The sequence below is a fragment of the Neobacillus canaveralius genome (assembly GCF_047237705.1).
GTDB lineage: Bacteria > Bacillota > Bacilli > Bacillales > Cytobacillaceae > Neobacillus > Neobacillus niacini_K.
Map to the genome: position 1 here is coordinate 37,527 of NZ_JBDFLL010000002.1, position 16,111 is coordinate 53,637.

Genomic DNA, 16,111 nt, shown 5'->3' on the forward strand with positions numbered 1-16,111 from the left:
TGTTCTCCCCTTTTCTTGGATGTTTTAAACTATGATTAGTTTGTGGGATGGCATGGATAATGTAACTTCGTCTCCAACTTGATAGACCACATCATCTGTTTTATTTGCAAGTAATTTGCCAATAGGTGTTTCGACTTCATATTGGTATGACTTACCAAGAAACGTACGGACTTTTATAATCCCTGACACCGTATTATTTGTATTCTCGTTAGTTTTTACCAATATCTCAATATCATCCGGACGGATGGTTCCCGTATGCTTTCCCGGCTCCCAATCGCGAGTACTATGAAAAACTGTTCCATCAATAGCTTTATAGTTCCATTCTTCTGTTGGTGTTAATTCAAAGAAGTTCTCAAACCCGATAAAACGGGCCACGAACTCCGTTTTTGGATTATTATAAATTTCTTCAGGTGTGTCGAACTGTTCGATTACCCCTTTATTCATAACAGCAACTCTGTCTGAAATCGAGAAACACTCCTCTTGATCATGTGTTACAAACACAGATGTAATGCCTAATTGCCTTTGAATCCGTTTAATTTCGATACGCATTGCCAAGCGTAATTTAGCATCTAAGTTGCTTAATGGTTCATCTAATAATAGTAACTTTGGTTCGATGACTAAGGCGCGCGCTAAAGCTACACGTTGTCTCTGCCCGCCTGAAAGTTGTTTAGGATAACGGTCGCCCAGCTCTTCTAATCCTGTAATCGCTAAAATATCTTTTACCTTTTTATCGATGGAATTCTTTTTTTCCTTACGTAATTTCAAGCCGAACGCAACATTTTCCTTAATCGTTAGATGGGGAAACAATGCATAGCTTTGAAATACCATTCCAAATTCACGTTTATGAACGGGCACCTTCGTTAAGTTTTGAGTGTCAACAAGAAACTCACCATCATTCGGCTCAATTAAGCCGGCAATAACACGTAAAGTGGTTGTTTTCCCGCAGCCTGATGGTCCTAACAAGGAAACCAATTCGCCCTTTTCAATCGATAAATTTAAATCTTTTAAAATATTGGCTTTGTTGTCATAGCTCACACGAATATCTTTTAGTTCTACATAGGACATAATGCTGTTTTACCCCCTTCGATGTTAACATCTGGTTGTTCCTATGAAATACTTGCTAACCCTAGCGTCTTCTCAATAACATACATAAGGACAATCGTACCAAGCATTAAAATAACTGATAAAGCAGATACAGATGGATCATAGTTGTATTCGATATAATTCATTAAGCTAGTTGGCAGCATGGTTACACCTGGGCCTGATAAAAACTGAGATACAGGTATATTGTTGAAAGAATTAATGAATGCCAACATAAATGAAGCAAAAATACCAGAGGTAATGTTCGGTAATACCACTTTTATAAAAGCCTGTAATTTTGTGCACCCTAACGTCCACGAAACTTCTTCAATTGAAAAATCAAGCTGTTCAATTGTTGAACCAACCACCCGGATAACGTAAGGCAGGCAAATTAAGAAGTGACCTAAAAACAATCCTTGGATGATAGGAAATTGAAACTTAATGACTATAAATTGATACATAGCATAGCCAACAACCAAGCCAGGTACAATTGTTGGAGAAAGGAAAAAACTCTTAATCCAATTTCGTCCAAACACCCTGTGACGTGCCAAAGAATAAGCAGCTGGAACTCCAATAATTAATGCCAAGAGAGTCGCAAAAAATGCTACTTGCAGACTAAGAAAGAAGCTGTCCATAAATGCTTCATTGTCAAATACCTTACTATACCAATCAAGGGTAAAACCTTTAATCGGAAATTGAATAGTTGAGTTTGTTCCAAAAGAGGTCACTATGATAATGAACAAAGGAACTAACAAAAATGCAAAAACCAGGCCAGCAAAGATTTTTAAACCGATATTTTTACGCACTCGCCTCACCTCTTTTATCCATGCGTCCCGCAATCCAGCTGAATAACTTCATCACAATTAAAGTCGCCACAATCATAATCAAAGCAATGACACTTGCACCTTGCCAGTTTCCTAGTGCAGTTGCATTTTGATATAAAAAGGTAGCTAACATGATGTTTCGATTCCCACCTAATAATTGCGGGGTTGTATAAGCTGTCAAGCTTCCTGTGAAAACTAAAATACTGCCAACAATAATCCCCGGCACACTTAATGGCAGGATTACCTTTACAAAAGCAATCAATCGATTGGCGCCTAACGTTTCTGCTGCCTCCATAATTTCAGAATCAATGTTCTCTAAAATTCCCACTAACGTAATGACCATTAATGGCAGGAAGAGATACACAGAGCCAATGACAATGGCGAATTCTGTATAAAGCATCGTAAGCGGCTTAGAAAGTAAGCCAATATTCATCAAAGCATTATTTAAAATACCGTCTTGTCCCAAGATTGTGATCCATGCAAAACTCCGCACAACCGAATTCGTTAACAACGGAAACAATGTGATCGACATTAATAGACCGCGCCATTTTTTTGGACTTTGGGAAATGTAGTAGGCAGTCGGAACTCCTAACACTACACAAATCAGTGTTGCAATCAGTGAAATCTTTATCGTCCGCCAAAAAATACCAAAATTATACTCGTCCAAGAAGAATGAAGTGTAATTTGAAAAGGTAAACCCTCCATTAAAGAATGTTGGGAAAATGGTTGAGATAAGAGGTAACACCAAAAATAAAATCAAGAGAATCAATCCTGGAGCCAAGATGAGATAAGGTACTCTTCGCTGCGTCATATCTGGCCTCGCTTTCCAATTCAAAAAAGTATTATTGAATGGTGTTTAACACCATTCTGGATTCTGTTTTATTTATCTCTTACACTTTTACGATTATAAAGAATAAAAGACTATTTGGCAACCCAAAAGGCGAATATTATTTTTTGTTTATAATTTAATGTTCGTGTATTGACAGATTAATATCATACAAGGTCAATGATAGACTACAATTAATTCGTTTTCCCGAATGTTGGATAAAAAAAAGGCTGTGAATGATAGTCTTATCATTCACAGCCCTCCGCTGATTTTATTCATCAACTGCTACTGTTTTCTTTCTTCTAACCAAAGCAGTAATCCCAATGCCCACTATTCCGAAGAGCCCAATTAACGAGCCTGCAAACAATGGTTTATTTTCATAAAACTTCACTAAAGCAGTCTTCTCGGCAATTTCAAACGGAATGACTATAGTCGTTTTATTTCCAGCATAATCTTCCGCATTCACTTCCACTTCATACGAATTAATTTCTGAGAAAGTAGACGTAAAGACGGCAACACCATTCTCATCCGCTGTTTTATCAAAGTGATGCAACTTGCCATTTACCAGAATGGATTTAATTGTATCGCTCGGATTATCAAGGCGAATCGCTGCTTTAACAGCCTCGTAGTATTGCTCATTCTGCTTAATTCCATCGTAAATTACCTTTGGAGCTTTTTTATCAATAATAAACTCGACACTTAATTGCTTAATATTACCTGCCTTATCCTTTACTTCAAAGAACAAAACATGTTTACCTTCAGAAGTAATCGGATCGCCAAGTTTATATTCCTTGCCGTCCAAGGTTAGGGCAATGATGTCATATTCGTTCAAATCCTCAATCAACAGATCAGGTATTAAATTCTTATTAAAATACTTGTTCGAAACAGGTTCTTTGAACTTGATGACTGGTGATGTTTTATCAATCGTAAAGACGATTGTTCTCGTACTTACATTGTTTGCTAAATCTGTTACAGTTGCTTTGAAAACATAGTCTCTTTCCAACTCAAGTTTCGTTCCGTTTTTGTAAGGAGCACCATTTAACGTTACAGATGTTCTACTTGCATCTAAGTGAATATCAGAATACGTAACAATTGGCTCTAGGTTCTCATTAAAGAATCCATCAAGTATGCCGGAAATGGATAATGCCGGTTTTGTCGTATCTACAGTAAACTTGATTTCCAATGTTGTTTCATTTCCCGCTTTATCACGTGCCAAAACAGTAAAGTGATACGCCATTTCCTTCGATGCAGTCGGGGCCGTTCTGCCGGCATTCTCACCGTTTAATGTAACGGAAACGATTGAATCATCTTTCTGATCTAAGGCAAATTCCGGTGTGAAAATTTCGTTTATATATTCACCGTCTTTAATGACTCTACTTTGCCCTTTAAATTTAGGGGTGATGACTGGTTTCGTCTTATCAATCGTGAAGCTCACTTGCTGCGTGAAGCTATTTCCCGCTTTGTCTGTAGCTTCTACCAAGACATGATAGTCTCCCTCTTCACTAAAATTGTAGCTAAGCGCCGCCGTGTTATTGCTGACAGAGAAGCCGCCGGCATTATAACGGGCACCATCTCTTGTAACGGTTATTTTGTTAATGTCTAAGTTTTCGTCACGAATGGTGACATTAACCCGCTTATCCTCATTGTAATACGCGTCTTGATTGACGCCGGTAATTTCAATAGTCGGTTTTGTTTTATCAATCGTGAATGTCCTGTTAACAGTGACAGGACCATTGCCAGCCTTATCTGTCGATTTTAAAAAGATTGCATACAACCCATCCTCGGAAAAATTATGACCAAGGGCGGAAAGCTGTTTTTGATTTGTAATAAACGAACCAAAATTATATGGCTTGTTATCTTTTGTTACCGCTAGTTCAACTTTATTTGTTGAAAAATTCTTCTCATTAACGGATATTGTTACGTTTTTGTTCTCCGGGTTAAAGGAGTGATCATCCACGCCCTCCACTTTTACAACAGGCTTTGTTGAATCAATAATAAAACTAATCGGTCCATGGACGCTTTTTCGCTTTGCTTTATCAGTTGATTCCAACGTCACAGAATAATTTCCTTCTTCTTTAAACGTATAGCTTAGTGCACCTTCTGTTATATAGCTTAAGGCAATATCACCAATGCTATAAGGCTCTCCATCCTTTAACACGTTTAATTTTGTATTGGATATGTCGATATTCGTATCTTTTACCCAAAATGCTGCGGTCGTACTTTGGTAATTCTGATCATTCTCAATACCATCAGTTGCTAATAGCGGATTGATCATATCAATGGTAAAAGTTACGGATTTTTCATCTGCGGTGTTTCCGGCAGCATCTTCCGCAATCACTTTGATGAAATACTCAAAGTTGTCTTTAAAATTGTAGCTAATGCTGGATATTTCAGCAAAGTTTCTCCACTCACCGATCCAAACACTTTTGCTTTCATTAGTAACTGGATTTTTTTCGATTACCTCATACTGGACCTTGTTGTTCGCAAAATTATGTTCATTCACTTCGATTAGTACATTTTTGCTCTCAGCGTCGTATGAATGGTTCTCCACCGCTTCGTTGGTTTCCATATCGATAATATCGATTACCGGTTTTATCGTATCGACCGTAAATGATAACTTCGTGTCAGAGGCTATGTTTCCAGCCTTGTCTTCTGCACTTACTGTAATCTGATAATCTCCATCTTCAGTAAATTTCAATGGTAGCTCGGATTTTTCAGCTGTATTCACAAACGTTTCTTCTTTTTGACTATCATCTTTCTGAACCGTAACGGTTACATTGTTTGTTTCATAGTAGTATTCGTTAACCCCGATGACAACGTCACCGCCTTTAACAAAAGCACCTTCGTTAATTCCAGTGATATCAATGTTTGGTGTAGTTCTGTCGATGGTAAACTCTATCGTTTTAGAACTTACTTTTCCAAATCTGTCTTCTGCGGTTACTTTAAGTTGATAAATACCTTCCTCTTCGAAAGAAAGGTTCATTTCACCTTTATAAAGCCACTTTAAGTAATCATAGATGTCCCAGTTGCCAGGTTTGAGTTCGGTGACCTGACTGCCATTTGTTCTTGTCATTTCAAGGGTTGTCTTGTTTTTATCAAATGTGAAATCATTAACGGTTACAGTAACATCCACATTTTCACTATTGTAATGTGCCTGATGTTTAACACCTTTAAATTGAATATCTGGTTTACCCGTATCAATCGTAATTGTTTTCGTTAATACATTTTTATTTTTAGCTTTATCTGTAGAATCTACTGTTATTTCATAGACTCCATCTTCTTTAAATAAATGTTCCGTTGTAACATTTTCACCGTCTCGAACAAATGGATTAATCTTAAATTCCTCTCCATTTTTCTTTACCGAAACATTGTAAAACTCATGATGCTTATCTGTTACCGATATTTTTACTGTTTTCTCGCCATCAACCACTAATTCATCTTCTGCCATCACCGTACCATCAAGGGTAACCACCGCTTTTGGATTGGTATTATCAATTGTAAAAGAAACTGATTTTGCTGGTGCAGCCTGTCCTTGTTTATCGGTTGATGTGAGGGTAATCTTATATTTTCCTTCAGCGGTAAAGGTATGTTTTGCCTCAGCTTTTGATTCTGTTACGCTATTTAACTGAATTGATTCTGAATATTCTGCTCCGTCTTTCTCCACTTTTAAACTAGTTTGAGTCAAATCAAGGGTTAAATCCTCAACTGATAGTGTTACTTCCTTTTTACTTTTATCGGAGTTGAAAAATTCCCCTTCATTTAAACCAGTGATATCAAGTGCGGGCGCAGACTTATCAATAACAAATTTCACTTTTTTAGCTGCGGTATTCCCGGCTTTATCGGTGGCGCTCAATTCAAGTATATAAACACCTTCCTCGGTGAAAGAAATTTTTTTGTAGGCCTCTTCCCCCGAATAGGTTGTTACTTGGTTTCCTGCCGTTACTTTAAGCTGTGTTAGACTTTCATCGACATTCTCATCCGTCACACTTATTTCAGCTTCTTTAGAATCACTGTATTCACCATGATCATTAACACCGTTAATGGCAAGTGCCGGTGCTGTTTGATCAATTGTAAAACTTGTGACTCCTAACTGATGTCCTGGATCGATATTTTGCCGATCTTTTACGGTAACACTTACCTTGTAATCTCCATCCTCCGTGAGGGAAAGGACAGCATTTTTACCCTTTCTCTCGAAATTTTTCACTTCTGTTGTCTTTTCGCCATTAATACTTTTCTCAATTGTCGCACTTGCATCATAAATAAGAATGTCGCTTTCAACTTTTAGCTCAACTTGTTTATAAAAACCACTGTCATTTTTATCTTTTATCGTTAATCGTGGACCTTGTTTCACGATACCAAAATTCACTTTTGCTGGTTCACTTTTATTTCCTGCTTTATCAGCGGCAACAATCGTCACTTCATAGAACCCAGTATTATCAAGGGTTAAGAACGTTTCATTTTCATTCCAGACAGGTGCTTGTGCAGGTTCGTAGGCAATACCATCTTTTAAAATTGAAATCGTATCCTTTCCAGAAATGAAATTGCTGTCGGTTACTTTTATACTCATCGAGACTGGCTTGTTCGTAAACTCTCCGTCTTTAAATTTTCCATCTTCGAACCAAGATGTAACATTCACTACAGGTTTAACGGCATCTCGATTTATGGAAAATGTATTTGTTGAAGCAGGGATATTCCATGAATTCTCTTCAGCAAATTCCACATTTACATGTAAGCTGCCCTCTGGACTATCAGGCTGTAATGGAATCGTAACCAAATACTCCCCTAAAAAACCTAACTCGGGATCCTTTATTCCCTCAATTTTTGCTGTTGTGATTTCAATGCCTTGGTAAGCAGCTTTAACAGCAAACGGTGCTTCAAATTCCGTAACACCTTCACCCTGACTGTTATTTTCAAAGTCTTCCTTTAAATCTACCTTAAAGGTGATACTATCTTTATTCGTCATCCAGTCGGGCTGGTCCATTGACTCCATATCCCATTTGTCTTCATTAAACACGATATATCTCTTTGCCCCATCCAGCGAAAATGCATTTGTACTAAATACGAACACTGAAATAAGCAAAAGGCTAATCGTTAATGTCCAGATGACCTTCTTTCTATTTTTAAAGCCTCTAGCTATACTATCTGCCATTCTACTAAACTCCCCTTAGATGATCGTCGTGGAATGAACAACGATCACATCTACTTCTTTTTTGAAAAAGTCTTCTTCTAGTAATAATGAAGTTTCCTCTACATCCTCAGATAAAAGTGTTGTTTCATCCAAGTCGACTGTTAACAAAGAGGTTTCTTCGATATATCCAGCAGCAAGTAAGGCTGTTTCCTCAATCTCACTGCTCATTAGTTCCGTCTCTTGACTAGCTGCAGCCTCCCCGGCATACTGCTTTTTTAACATAATTTCTTTTGTCTGCCGCTTTTCATTTGATTCATCCATGACCTTTTTCTTTTTATGTAATCTTTTCCGAAGGCTTATACCTGTTAAGTCCTCAACTACTTGCGCTATACCCATTTTGACGTAGAGAATAATCGAGATGATCAAGGTAATGATCGTACAGGCCATTCCTCCATAAAGCATAATCTGGTACTCCATTTTCCTTCCCCTTCCTAATTAATACTAAGGTTATCAAACCTCCTTACTAGCTTTTTAAAAGCTTCATCCTCTCCTGCTCCATCCAGCGTATTTGCTTGTTCAAAAATGAGTTGCGCAGCTTGATAATTTCGGCTGCCATCGTCTTTACTTTGTTCGATATCTAACAATAAATTACCGAGTTTAACATATGCATCGATACTTTCGGGATAGTTTTTTATCGCATTTTGAAATTGCTCAACTGCTCGGGTTGGTTCACCCATTTCTTGATATATCACACCTATTTTCACTACAATTTCTTCTTCATTTCTCGCATTTAAATCCAAAAGGTTTTGATAATGCTGTATGGCCTGCTCATAATCTTCTTTTGCACTTACTTTGTCTTTTGAATTAACACCTCTGCTATAGAAGGCTTGCGCTAATTTTTGTTCAAAATCCAATTCATACTTGATCAATAAGTTCTCATTTTCGACTAAACGGAGAACTTCATAGGCTTTTTCAACGATTTCAATTGCTTTTGTATTGGCATCGGAAATTTGTCCCTTATACGAGATATAGATATTCGCTAAAGAATTATAGTTATCAACTTTCTTTCGTTCATTGGGCAGCTGATCATTGAATTTTTCAAATTCAAGCAGACTTTCAGAGAACTTTTTATAGTCAATATTCATCGAAATCATCGTTGTCGCTAATGCCTCATAATACTGTGCGTCTGGAATTACTTCGGGATCGACTTGATTAAAATGCTTTAAGGCCTCCGAATAGTTACGTTTGACATCAAAATAGGTCATCCCCATTTTAAAGCGGACCTCATTATTCTCATGGATGTCTCCATACTCATCATCAATATAGGCTTCAATCTTTGCTAAACCCGTATCTGTCTCATTTCGATTGATATATAAATCTAGTAAATTGGTATATGCTTCTGCTCGGGATTTGTCGACCGTCGTAATCGCTTTTTCTAACATTTCAATAGCTTTCTTGTCCTCGCCGTCCATTAAATAAACCGAGCTATCATTGACCAAGCTCATATAATCCTGGAACTGCGTATTTTTCACGCCTTTATAGCCAAACACTGTTGTTGTCATAAAAGCAAGACACAAGACGACTGGTACAAGAAAGATTGAGAGCTTCTTCTTCAGCTTATTTTTATACCCTGCTGTCAGCTTGTTAATATTTTCAAGGTCATAGGATAGCTCACTGCAGCTTTGATAGCGGTTGGCTGGTTCCGACTGTGTCGCCTTACTAATAATATGTTCAAGGCCTTCAGGCAGGGTTGCGTCCCAATGACGGATTGGCTTAAGCTCAAAAGGCGGTTCATTTAGACTCTTACCGGTGGCAAGATGATACATGGTAACCCCTAAGCTATAGATATCCGTGCGCGCGTCCGTCTGTTTGCCTGACATCTGCTCGGGTGCGGCATAGGATTTCGTTCCTAGGTTGGTTGTATCCGTAGAACTCTCGGTCTTGAATTCTCTTGCGATTCCAAAGTCAATCAGCTTAATTTTCCCTTCAGGGGTAAGCATAATATTATCTGGCTTCATATCCCGATAAATAATCGGGTAGGGCTTCCTAGTATGTAAGTACTCTAAAACCTCACTCAGCTGCCTAGCCCAATCAATTACCTGTTTCGCTGAAATGGTCTTTTCTCGTTTCAGTTTCTCTTTTAAAGACTCGCCCTCAATATAGTCCATGACCACATAGATATCGCCTTCCGATTCGATAATATCGTAGATTTTTGGCAATGCTCCATGATCAAGAACTTTGAGCATATTGGCTTCGACAATCAGGCTGTTGATGAGAAGTTCGTTATTACTAGTCGCTCGTTTCCGAATATCCTTTACGACTAATGATTTGTTCAGTCTGTTATCCATCGCTAAATAAACGATACTCATGCCACCGCGGCCAATTTCCTTTAATATTTCATATCTTTCATCGATTACCGATCCAATTTCTATCAAGTAAAACGCCCCCGCTGCTTACAAAACTTTTGCTGCTACAACTGAAATATTATCTACTTCTTTCCTTGCCTTTACTAACTCAACTAACTGAACAACTTTACCCTTTAATTGCTGATCGTTCTTTATCGTTTCTGGATTAAGATTCAGCGCTAACTCGTCCTCCGAGATTTGATGGTAAAATCCATCCGAACATAACATAAACACCGTGTCCGGATGAACATCACCCTTTGAAAAATCAACTTCAATCTCCGTTGTAGCACCGACACATTGCAGCAGCACATTTCGGCGTGGATCTATTTTCGCCTGCTCTTCCGTAATATTCCCACGTGCCACTTCCCTCGCTACTAATGTTTGATCCTTTGTTAGTTGGTTTAAGGAGTTAGAAATGCTGTAGGCACGGCTATCCCCGATATGTGCAATATAATATTTATGGCGGAAGATTAACAAGGCTGTCATGGTTGTCCCTAACTTCACTTTTCTTGTCTCGCCGTAGTTAAGTATTTTCTCGTTCAAATATTTAATGCACTTTTCTAAATCTGAAAAGATTTCTTCCTCGATGTTCTCTGAGCGCGAGAGTCTTGGCATTTCCGTATCGAACCACTCTGCCATTCCTCTAATAACCGTCGCACTTGCCAATTCCCCGTGCGACAAACCGCCCATCCCATCACAAACGATGAAGAGGCCGACTGGACCTTTCGGAGTGTTAGCTGTCTTTAGCAATAGGGCATCTTGATTTGTCTCCTTTTTGATACCGACATCCGTATGATGCGCTGTTAAAAATAACATTGGCTAACCTCCTTTTTTAAAATAACTTGAAGACAAATTCCTGATTAGCAAGTTTAATAAGGTCGTCGTGTTTAATTTTGATCTTTTCATTTGGAGAAAGTTTAACTCCGTTAAGATAGCTGCCGTTTCTTGAATGTTTATCAATTAGAAAATATTCGCCATCAGAGGTAACCAACTCTGCGTGAATCCGACCTACCACTTTATTTCTTGAAGCATAATCGGCTTGTTCTGGGTCTCTTCCTATTTTAAAAACTTCTTTGGTTACATCAATTTTTTCACCTGTTTCCATCTCTAAAAGGAATGGTTTTGACAAAATTCTATTGTCTACCCCTAATGCCGTGGTACCTTCTTCATACTCGTCCGGTTCAGAAAATGCCCCTAAAACTGTCGTCCCTTCATCATCAATTGCCAATGCACGTGTGATGAAACCTGGACTGTAAAATTTAGATTTCGTTTCGGGTGCAGCCTCTTTTCTCTGTTTCCGTCCGGTGGAAAACTCAAACAGTTTTTCTTTAAACTCCTGCAGCTGAAATGCCGGTGTACCCGCTAGATAATTATGAAGCTTGATAAAAAACTGTAAGTCGTCATTTTCATCATAGGTAGTAGAGGCAATCAATTCTTTTAAAAATTCACTCATTGATACCTTTTCAAAGACATTATCTTTTATGGGAAGATGCATAAATACTAATCTATTTGAAAAGTGATCAAGAAAAATATGTTTCTTGTCTAGCAGAATATTTTCAAAATCTACACCTGTTTTCTCTAGTTCAGCTAAACTGTCAAAGATGTTGACCAAATGAGTCATCAATTGTTTTTTCGTAAGTGTCCCTGAAAAAAGCTTATCCAAATCGGTTTTCATTCTATCGTCTCCATCTTTAGGGTTTCAACACTACCCGTTATTATTTGCTCCGAAATGGTGTTGTTCCTAACTCTCCTCTAAAAAGAGAGTTAGGAACAATACAACCTGCAGGCTTATTTAAATGCACTCGCGTTGCTGTTGATTGCGGATTCTGTAGAGTTATAGGCATTTACAGTTTGATCTAAAAACTTTGCATAACTGTCAACAATTTCACGGAAGTTATCAAACTTTGGTGTAAGTGCATTGAAGTTATTACGAATCGTATTCGATGCATCACTATTCCATGAATTCGCCAATGCATTCATTTCTCGCTTCATCTCATCCAATCTGCCTGTTAATTGTTGGTTTAAATTACGGATTTGATTGGCTGTACTGCTAACCTCATTCAGAGATATTTTGATTCCTTCTACTGCCATGGTTACCACCTCACATTCATTATGACTCTATTAGTTTGTTAAACGTTTTGCTCCATTAATGACTTCATTTTGAGTGTCACGATAAGTACGGGCACTTACTTTCAAGAATTCAGAGTATTGTTTCATTAAGCTCGTCATCTGATTGAAATCATCCATAAATCCTTTAATCTGGTTTACGTAAGCTAAGTTATCAGTACCTTGCCAAGCAGCCTGCATCCCTTCAACCTCGTTGAAAAGAGCTTTATAAACTCGCTCATAATCAGCGGATTGCTGGTCAATCTTTGCAGCAGCAGTGTCTAGCTTTGCTGGATCAACTGTGATTGTTCTTGCCATTCTTCTCACCTCCTTTAAAGTGCCCATCACCTGGATGGGCTAGATTTTCCTTAACTCATGCGTCACATTACGGTACTTATTCGCAGCTTGCTGCAGGCTTGAGGCACTCTTCATCGCCCCAATTCCTTTAAACTCTCTACCAAGACCCTGTGAAATATCCTCTAGCTCTCTAGCAATCTCATTTATTTCTACAATAATGCTATTAACCTTGTTTTGAACATTTTTATCCATTGCTTTCCCCCGAACCATCACTTTATAGACCGCGCTTTCGTACCCAAAATGGATTCAGTTCGTTCCAGTAGATTTTTCACAGTATTCAGATAGGTAATATTTTGATTGATCGTGCCGTTAAACGTCGTTAACATATCTGCTTTTAACACGTTGTCCAAACCAAAGAGTCCGGCTTCAAAATACAAATCATCGATCCTGCTATTTAAACTGTTTGTTTTTCGTTTTATTACTTGCAGCCGCTCTGCGTAATAAGCTAACCGTTGCAGATTCACCTGAAGATTAGGCTCGACAGGGAAACTGCCGCCGCTCGCAGCACCACCCCTTCTATTTAGCAAAAATCTCGTATGCTTACGAACGGAATCAAAAAAATTCCTCAAATCGATAATTGCCTTAACACTTACATTCTCTAATCCTCTGACCAACGCAACACAACTATCAATCACTAGGTTCGCTGCATCCTGCATCCCTTTCCAGGTTGCATGAATAACCATTAATGCTGAATTTGTAATGGCTAACGCTGCCTTATAGGCTTCTCTTACTCCATTTACCGCATTAACAATCGCAAACTTAATTGCCTCTGTATTAATATCATTAGGTGAAAAAATTGATCCTTGTCGAGACTTTTCAAATGAGCCATTAACAAAATTTACACTCGTTTCATAATGCGGATAAAATGGATCATCATAGTCCTCTTTATTAATCGAAACTGTCTTATCCACATAAGGTGCAAACCCTAGATCATGTACAAAGTCACCTTCATAAGCAATAAAAATAAATTTATTACCTTTTAATGCCTTTTGTTGTTCCTCAGTTAAACTTGGCCAAAATAATGGAGCCCCGTTGACCACATAGCCACAAGGGTTATCAGATAAGTTGTTTACAAAAACATATGAAGCTAAATTGCCACCCTTAGAATGACCAACTATTAATTTTTCTCCTTCTGCATCCTTTACAAATTCCTCATAGAAGTGATTGGCTTCCCTTTGCTGTTCGATTACATTTCCAATTCCCGCAGATCCATTTGATACCCAATCTGTTTTAAAATGGTCCCAATTTTTAAAATCTTCACTGCCTCGATAAACCGCAGCTGCATTACCTGTTTTGTCACCCCATGCGTAGCCAACAAAGCCTGATTCCGACTCGCCACCCATAGTTGGATTGTTGTTCTGATACCCCTGGAGCTTAACCCCAGCCAACTTGGTGTTTTCGTATCTATCGGAAGAAAAATACTCCTCAAGCTTGATTCTTCTGGCCTCACCACCGTTGTTAGGAGTTCGCATTGCTTCTTCCCATATTTCCTTAACAGTCAAGCCTGTTAAATCCCCTGGTAAGTCAAAATAAGATAACTGGAGAAGAACATTTTTCTCTTCATCATTTAAGTTAGAAAGTGACAATGGAATCACTCCTTAAACTCTTTATAATATTCTTCTATTTGGCTTGGATCAGATATCGCAAATCGTTTATCAACCATGATGGTTGCATAAACCTTCGCATCCAAATTTGACCAAGGTGTATTGTTAACACTTGAGGTTCTAATATAATCAGAAATATCCGCTGCGCTGTCAACAAATCCCACTGAAACACGGCTTGATTTCACATCCATTTGTTTAACCACCTGTAACAGCCGATAAATCGGTTCATTATAGTCGGTTACATCTGGTTTCCCTGCACTTTTAATGGCTGCCTTTAACTCAATACTTACAACATTATTTACATTTGCTAAATAATCATCGACTGACATATCCTTCATGGAGCTATCATATTTTCCATCCTCGACAAATAACAAAACTCTATATTCAGCGTCCTCTGGCAGAAGATTGCTAATTTCAGGTTTTAACCTTTTTGTCAGTTCATCTGACCATTTAGACAACACATAGTTATCGTAATATTCCCCTTCATGGTCTCTATCTTCACCTGCTAAAAAGACATGCTCAGGCTTACCCTTGGGATGCACGATCACTTTATCGGCACCGTACATATTTTTAAAAATGGTACTTCCTTCATGAAAGGTTTCCACTTCAAAGGTTTCATTATAGGTCTCTTCTAAATATGTCAGTATCGCGTTCTCTGAAGATTTCTCATTCATACAACCTGTCACTCCTATTAATAGAACGAATGGAAGAAGGATGAATCGCACCTTCTTAGTTATATTCATTGTGCACCTTCCTTTAGCGGCAATTTGGATTCACTTGCAAATAAGGCTTGACAGGGAAGTTGATGCCGCTGACTGCATCGACTTTCTATTAAGTATAATTTTCATATTCCTTCGAACTGAATTAAAGAAATCCCTTAAATCGTTGATTGCCATAACACTCACATTCTTCGGCACCGTTGCTTTTATAACGCCCTTTTAGCAGATTAAAGTATGACAATTGCAGAAGTGTATTTTTTCTTCATCATTTAAATGCTAAAGTGCCATCAGCTTACTCCTCGAACATTTCATAATACTGTTCAATTTGCTTCGAATCGGTAATATTCGCAAAACTATCAACCATAATCGTTCCGTACACCTTGGACTTCAAATTCGACCATTGCAAATTGTTGACCTGTGAAGTCCGGATATAGTCGGCCATATCTGCATCCTGTTCGACAAATCCTACTGTCACGCCATAGGATTGCACATTTAAGGTTTTAAGCTCTTGTAACATTTGATAAACAGCCTCATTATACTCACTAACGGTTGGCGGAGTTGCTGTTTTTATCGCCATCGTGACAATAACATCTGCATCACGGTTGACCTTTGCAAAATAATCATAAACGGACATATCCTTCATGGACGGGTCGTATTTTCCATCCTCTACATACATCAATGCACGATAGTCAGCAACCCCAGGGAAAAGTGTGTTGATTTTAGGCTCAAGCTTTTTCGTCAGTTCATATGCCCATTTTGATAACACATAGGTGTCAAAATATTTTCCTTCATGGTCTCTATCTTCACCGGCTAAAAAGACATGCTCTGGTTTACCCTTCGGATGAACAATCATGTCATCTCCTCCGTACATATTCTTAAGCATGGTGCTGCCTTCATTAAAGACTTCCACTTCAAAGCTTTCTTTATAGGTTTCTTCTAAGTACGATAGTATTTTGTCTTCTGAAGATTTTCCATTCATACAGCCCGTCACTCCTATTAATAAAACAAAGGGTAGAAGGATTGATTGTACCTTCTTAGTTATTTTCATTGTGCACCTTCCTA

14 protein-coding genes are annotated in these 16,111 nt (G+C 38.2%); all 14 read right to left on the bottom strand.

Going from position 1 to position 16,111, the window contains the following annotated elements; translation table 11 throughout:
- Positions 1-24: 24 nt before the first annotated feature.
- The gene (locus tag ABC255_RS28420) at positions 25-1,065 is read right to left on the bottom strand and encodes an ABC transporter ATP-binding protein (RefSeq protein WP_412998676.1); all 1,041 of its coding nucleotides are present in this window, start codon (positions 1,063-1,065) and stop codon (positions 25-27) included.
- A 41-nt stretch (positions 1,066-1,106) separates the two neighbouring features.
- Positions 1,107-1,886, bottom strand: a complete 780-nt coding sequence (locus ABC255_RS28425) for an ABC transporter permease (protein ID WP_307312574.1) — start codon at positions 1,884-1,886, stop codon at positions 1,107-1,109.
- The gene (locus ABC255_RS28430; protein ID WP_306077381.1) at positions 1,879-2,715 is read right to left on the bottom strand and encodes an ABC transporter permease; all 837 of its coding nucleotides are present in this window, start codon (positions 2,713-2,715) and stop codon (positions 1,879-1,881) included. Before ABC255_RS28430 ends, ABC255_RS28425 begins: the two co-directional genes overlap by 8 nt.
- A gap of 286 nt (positions 2,716-3,001) precedes the next feature.
- Positions 3,002-7,879, bottom strand: coding sequence for an Ig-like domain-containing protein (locus ABC255_RS28435; protein WP_412998677.1), 4,878 nt, complete (start codon positions 7,877-7,879; stop codon positions 3,002-3,004).
- 15 nt (positions 7,880-7,894) lie between these two features.
- On the bottom strand, positions 7,895-8,335 hold the full coding sequence (locus tag ABC255_RS28440; protein WP_412998678.1) for a hypothetical protein: 441 nt from the start codon (positions 8,333-8,335) through the stop codon (positions 7,895-7,897).
- Between the two features lie 14 nt (positions 8,336-8,349).
- On the bottom strand, positions 8,350-10,293 hold the full coding sequence (locus ABC255_RS28445) for a protein kinase domain-containing protein (RefSeq protein ID WP_412998679.1): 1,944 nt from the start codon (positions 10,291-10,293) through the stop codon (positions 8,350-8,352).
- Between the two features lie 18 nt (positions 10,294-10,311).
- A complete protein-coding gene (locus tag ABC255_RS28450) occupies positions 10,312-11,079 on the bottom strand; it encodes a PP2C family protein-serine/threonine phosphatase (protein ID WP_412998680.1) in 768 nt (255 codons plus the stop codon).
- Between the two features lie 16 nt (positions 11,080-11,095).
- Positions 11,096-11,938, bottom strand: a complete 843-nt coding sequence (locus tag ABC255_RS28455; RefSeq protein ID WP_412998681.1) for a DUF6382 and FHA domain-containing protein — start codon at positions 11,936-11,938, stop codon at positions 11,096-11,098.
- Between the two features lie 113 nt (positions 11,939-12,051).
- A complete protein-coding gene (locus ABC255_RS28460) occupies positions 12,052-12,354 on the bottom strand; it encodes a pore-forming ESAT-6 family protein (protein ID WP_179160617.1) in 303 nt (100 codons plus the stop codon).
- A gap of 30 nt (positions 12,355-12,384) precedes the next feature.
- A complete protein-coding gene (locus tag ABC255_RS28465; RefSeq protein ID WP_335530402.1) occupies positions 12,385-12,687 on the bottom strand; it encodes a WXG100 family type VII secretion target in 303 nt (100 codons plus the stop codon).
- A gap of 39 nt (positions 12,688-12,726) precedes the next feature.
- Entirely contained in the window at positions 12,727-12,918 is a 192-nt protein-coding gene (locus ABC255_RS28470; protein WP_412998682.1) for a hypothetical protein, read from the bottom strand.
- Positions 12,919-12,935: 17 nt separating this feature from the next.
- Positions 12,936-14,312 (bottom strand): Mbeg1-like protein, encoded by a 1,377-nt coding sequence (locus tag ABC255_RS28475; RefSeq protein WP_412998683.1) that lies wholly within the window; start codon positions 14,310-14,312, stop codon positions 12,936-12,938.
- Between the two features lie 5 nt (positions 14,313-14,317).
- Complete coding sequence (locus ABC255_RS28480) at positions 14,318-15,073, bottom strand: hypothetical protein (RefSeq protein WP_412998684.1); 756 nt, start codon at positions 15,071-15,073, stop codon at positions 14,318-14,320.
- A gap of 268 nt (positions 15,074-15,341) precedes the next feature.
- The gene (locus tag ABC255_RS28485; protein WP_412998685.1) at positions 15,342-16,097 is read right to left on the bottom strand and encodes a hypothetical protein; all 756 of its coding nucleotides are present in this window, start codon (positions 16,095-16,097) and stop codon (positions 15,342-15,344) included.
- Between the last annotated feature and the right edge of the window lie 14 nt (positions 16,098-16,111).

What these genes read in the sequence shown, in the direction of transcription:
- ABC255_RS28420 (WP_412998676.1), bottom strand. Translation starts at nt 1,065, where the DNA reads ATGTCCTATGTAGAACTAAAAGATATTCGTGTGAGCTATGACAACAAA.
- ABC255_RS28430 (WP_306077381.1), bottom strand. Translation starts at nt 2,715, where the DNA reads ATGACGCAGCGAAGAGTACCTTATCTCATCTTGGCTCCAGGATTGATT.
- ABC255_RS28435 (WP_412998677.1), bottom strand. Translation starts at nt 7,879, where the DNA reads ATGGCAGATAGTATAGCTAGAGGCTTTAAAAATAGAAAGAAGGTCATC.
- ABC255_RS28440 (WP_412998678.1), bottom strand. Translation starts at nt 8,335, where the DNA reads ATGGAGTACCAGATTATGCTTTATGGAGGAATGGCCTGTACGATCATT.
- ABC255_RS28450 (WP_412998680.1), bottom strand. Translation starts at nt 11,079, where the DNA reads ATGTTATTTTTAACAGCGCATCATACGGATGTCGGTATCAAAAAGGAG.
- ABC255_RS28455 (WP_412998681.1), bottom strand. Translation starts at nt 11,938, where the DNA reads ATGAAAACCGATTTGGATAAGCTTTTTTCAGGGACACTTACGAAAAAA.
- ABC255_RS28460 (WP_179160617.1), bottom strand. Translation starts at nt 12,354, where the DNA reads ATGGCAGTAGAAGGAATCAAAATATCTCTGAATGAGGTTAGCAGTACA.
- ABC255_RS28465 (WP_335530402.1), bottom strand. Translation starts at nt 12,687, where the DNA reads ATGGCAAGAACAATCACAGTTGATCCAGCAAAGCTAGACACTGCTGCT.
- ABC255_RS28470 (WP_412998682.1), bottom strand. Translation starts at nt 12,918, where the DNA reads ATGGATAAAAATGTTCAAAACAAGGTTAATAGCATTATTGTAGAAATA.
- ABC255_RS28480 (WP_412998684.1), bottom strand. Translation starts at nt 15,073, where the DNA reads ATGAATATAACTAAGAAGGTGCGATTCATCCTTCTTCCATTCGTTCTA.
- ABC255_RS28485 (WP_412998685.1), bottom strand. Translation starts at nt 16,097, where the DNA reads ATGAAAATAACTAAGAAGGTACAATCAATCCTTCTACCCTTTGTTTTA.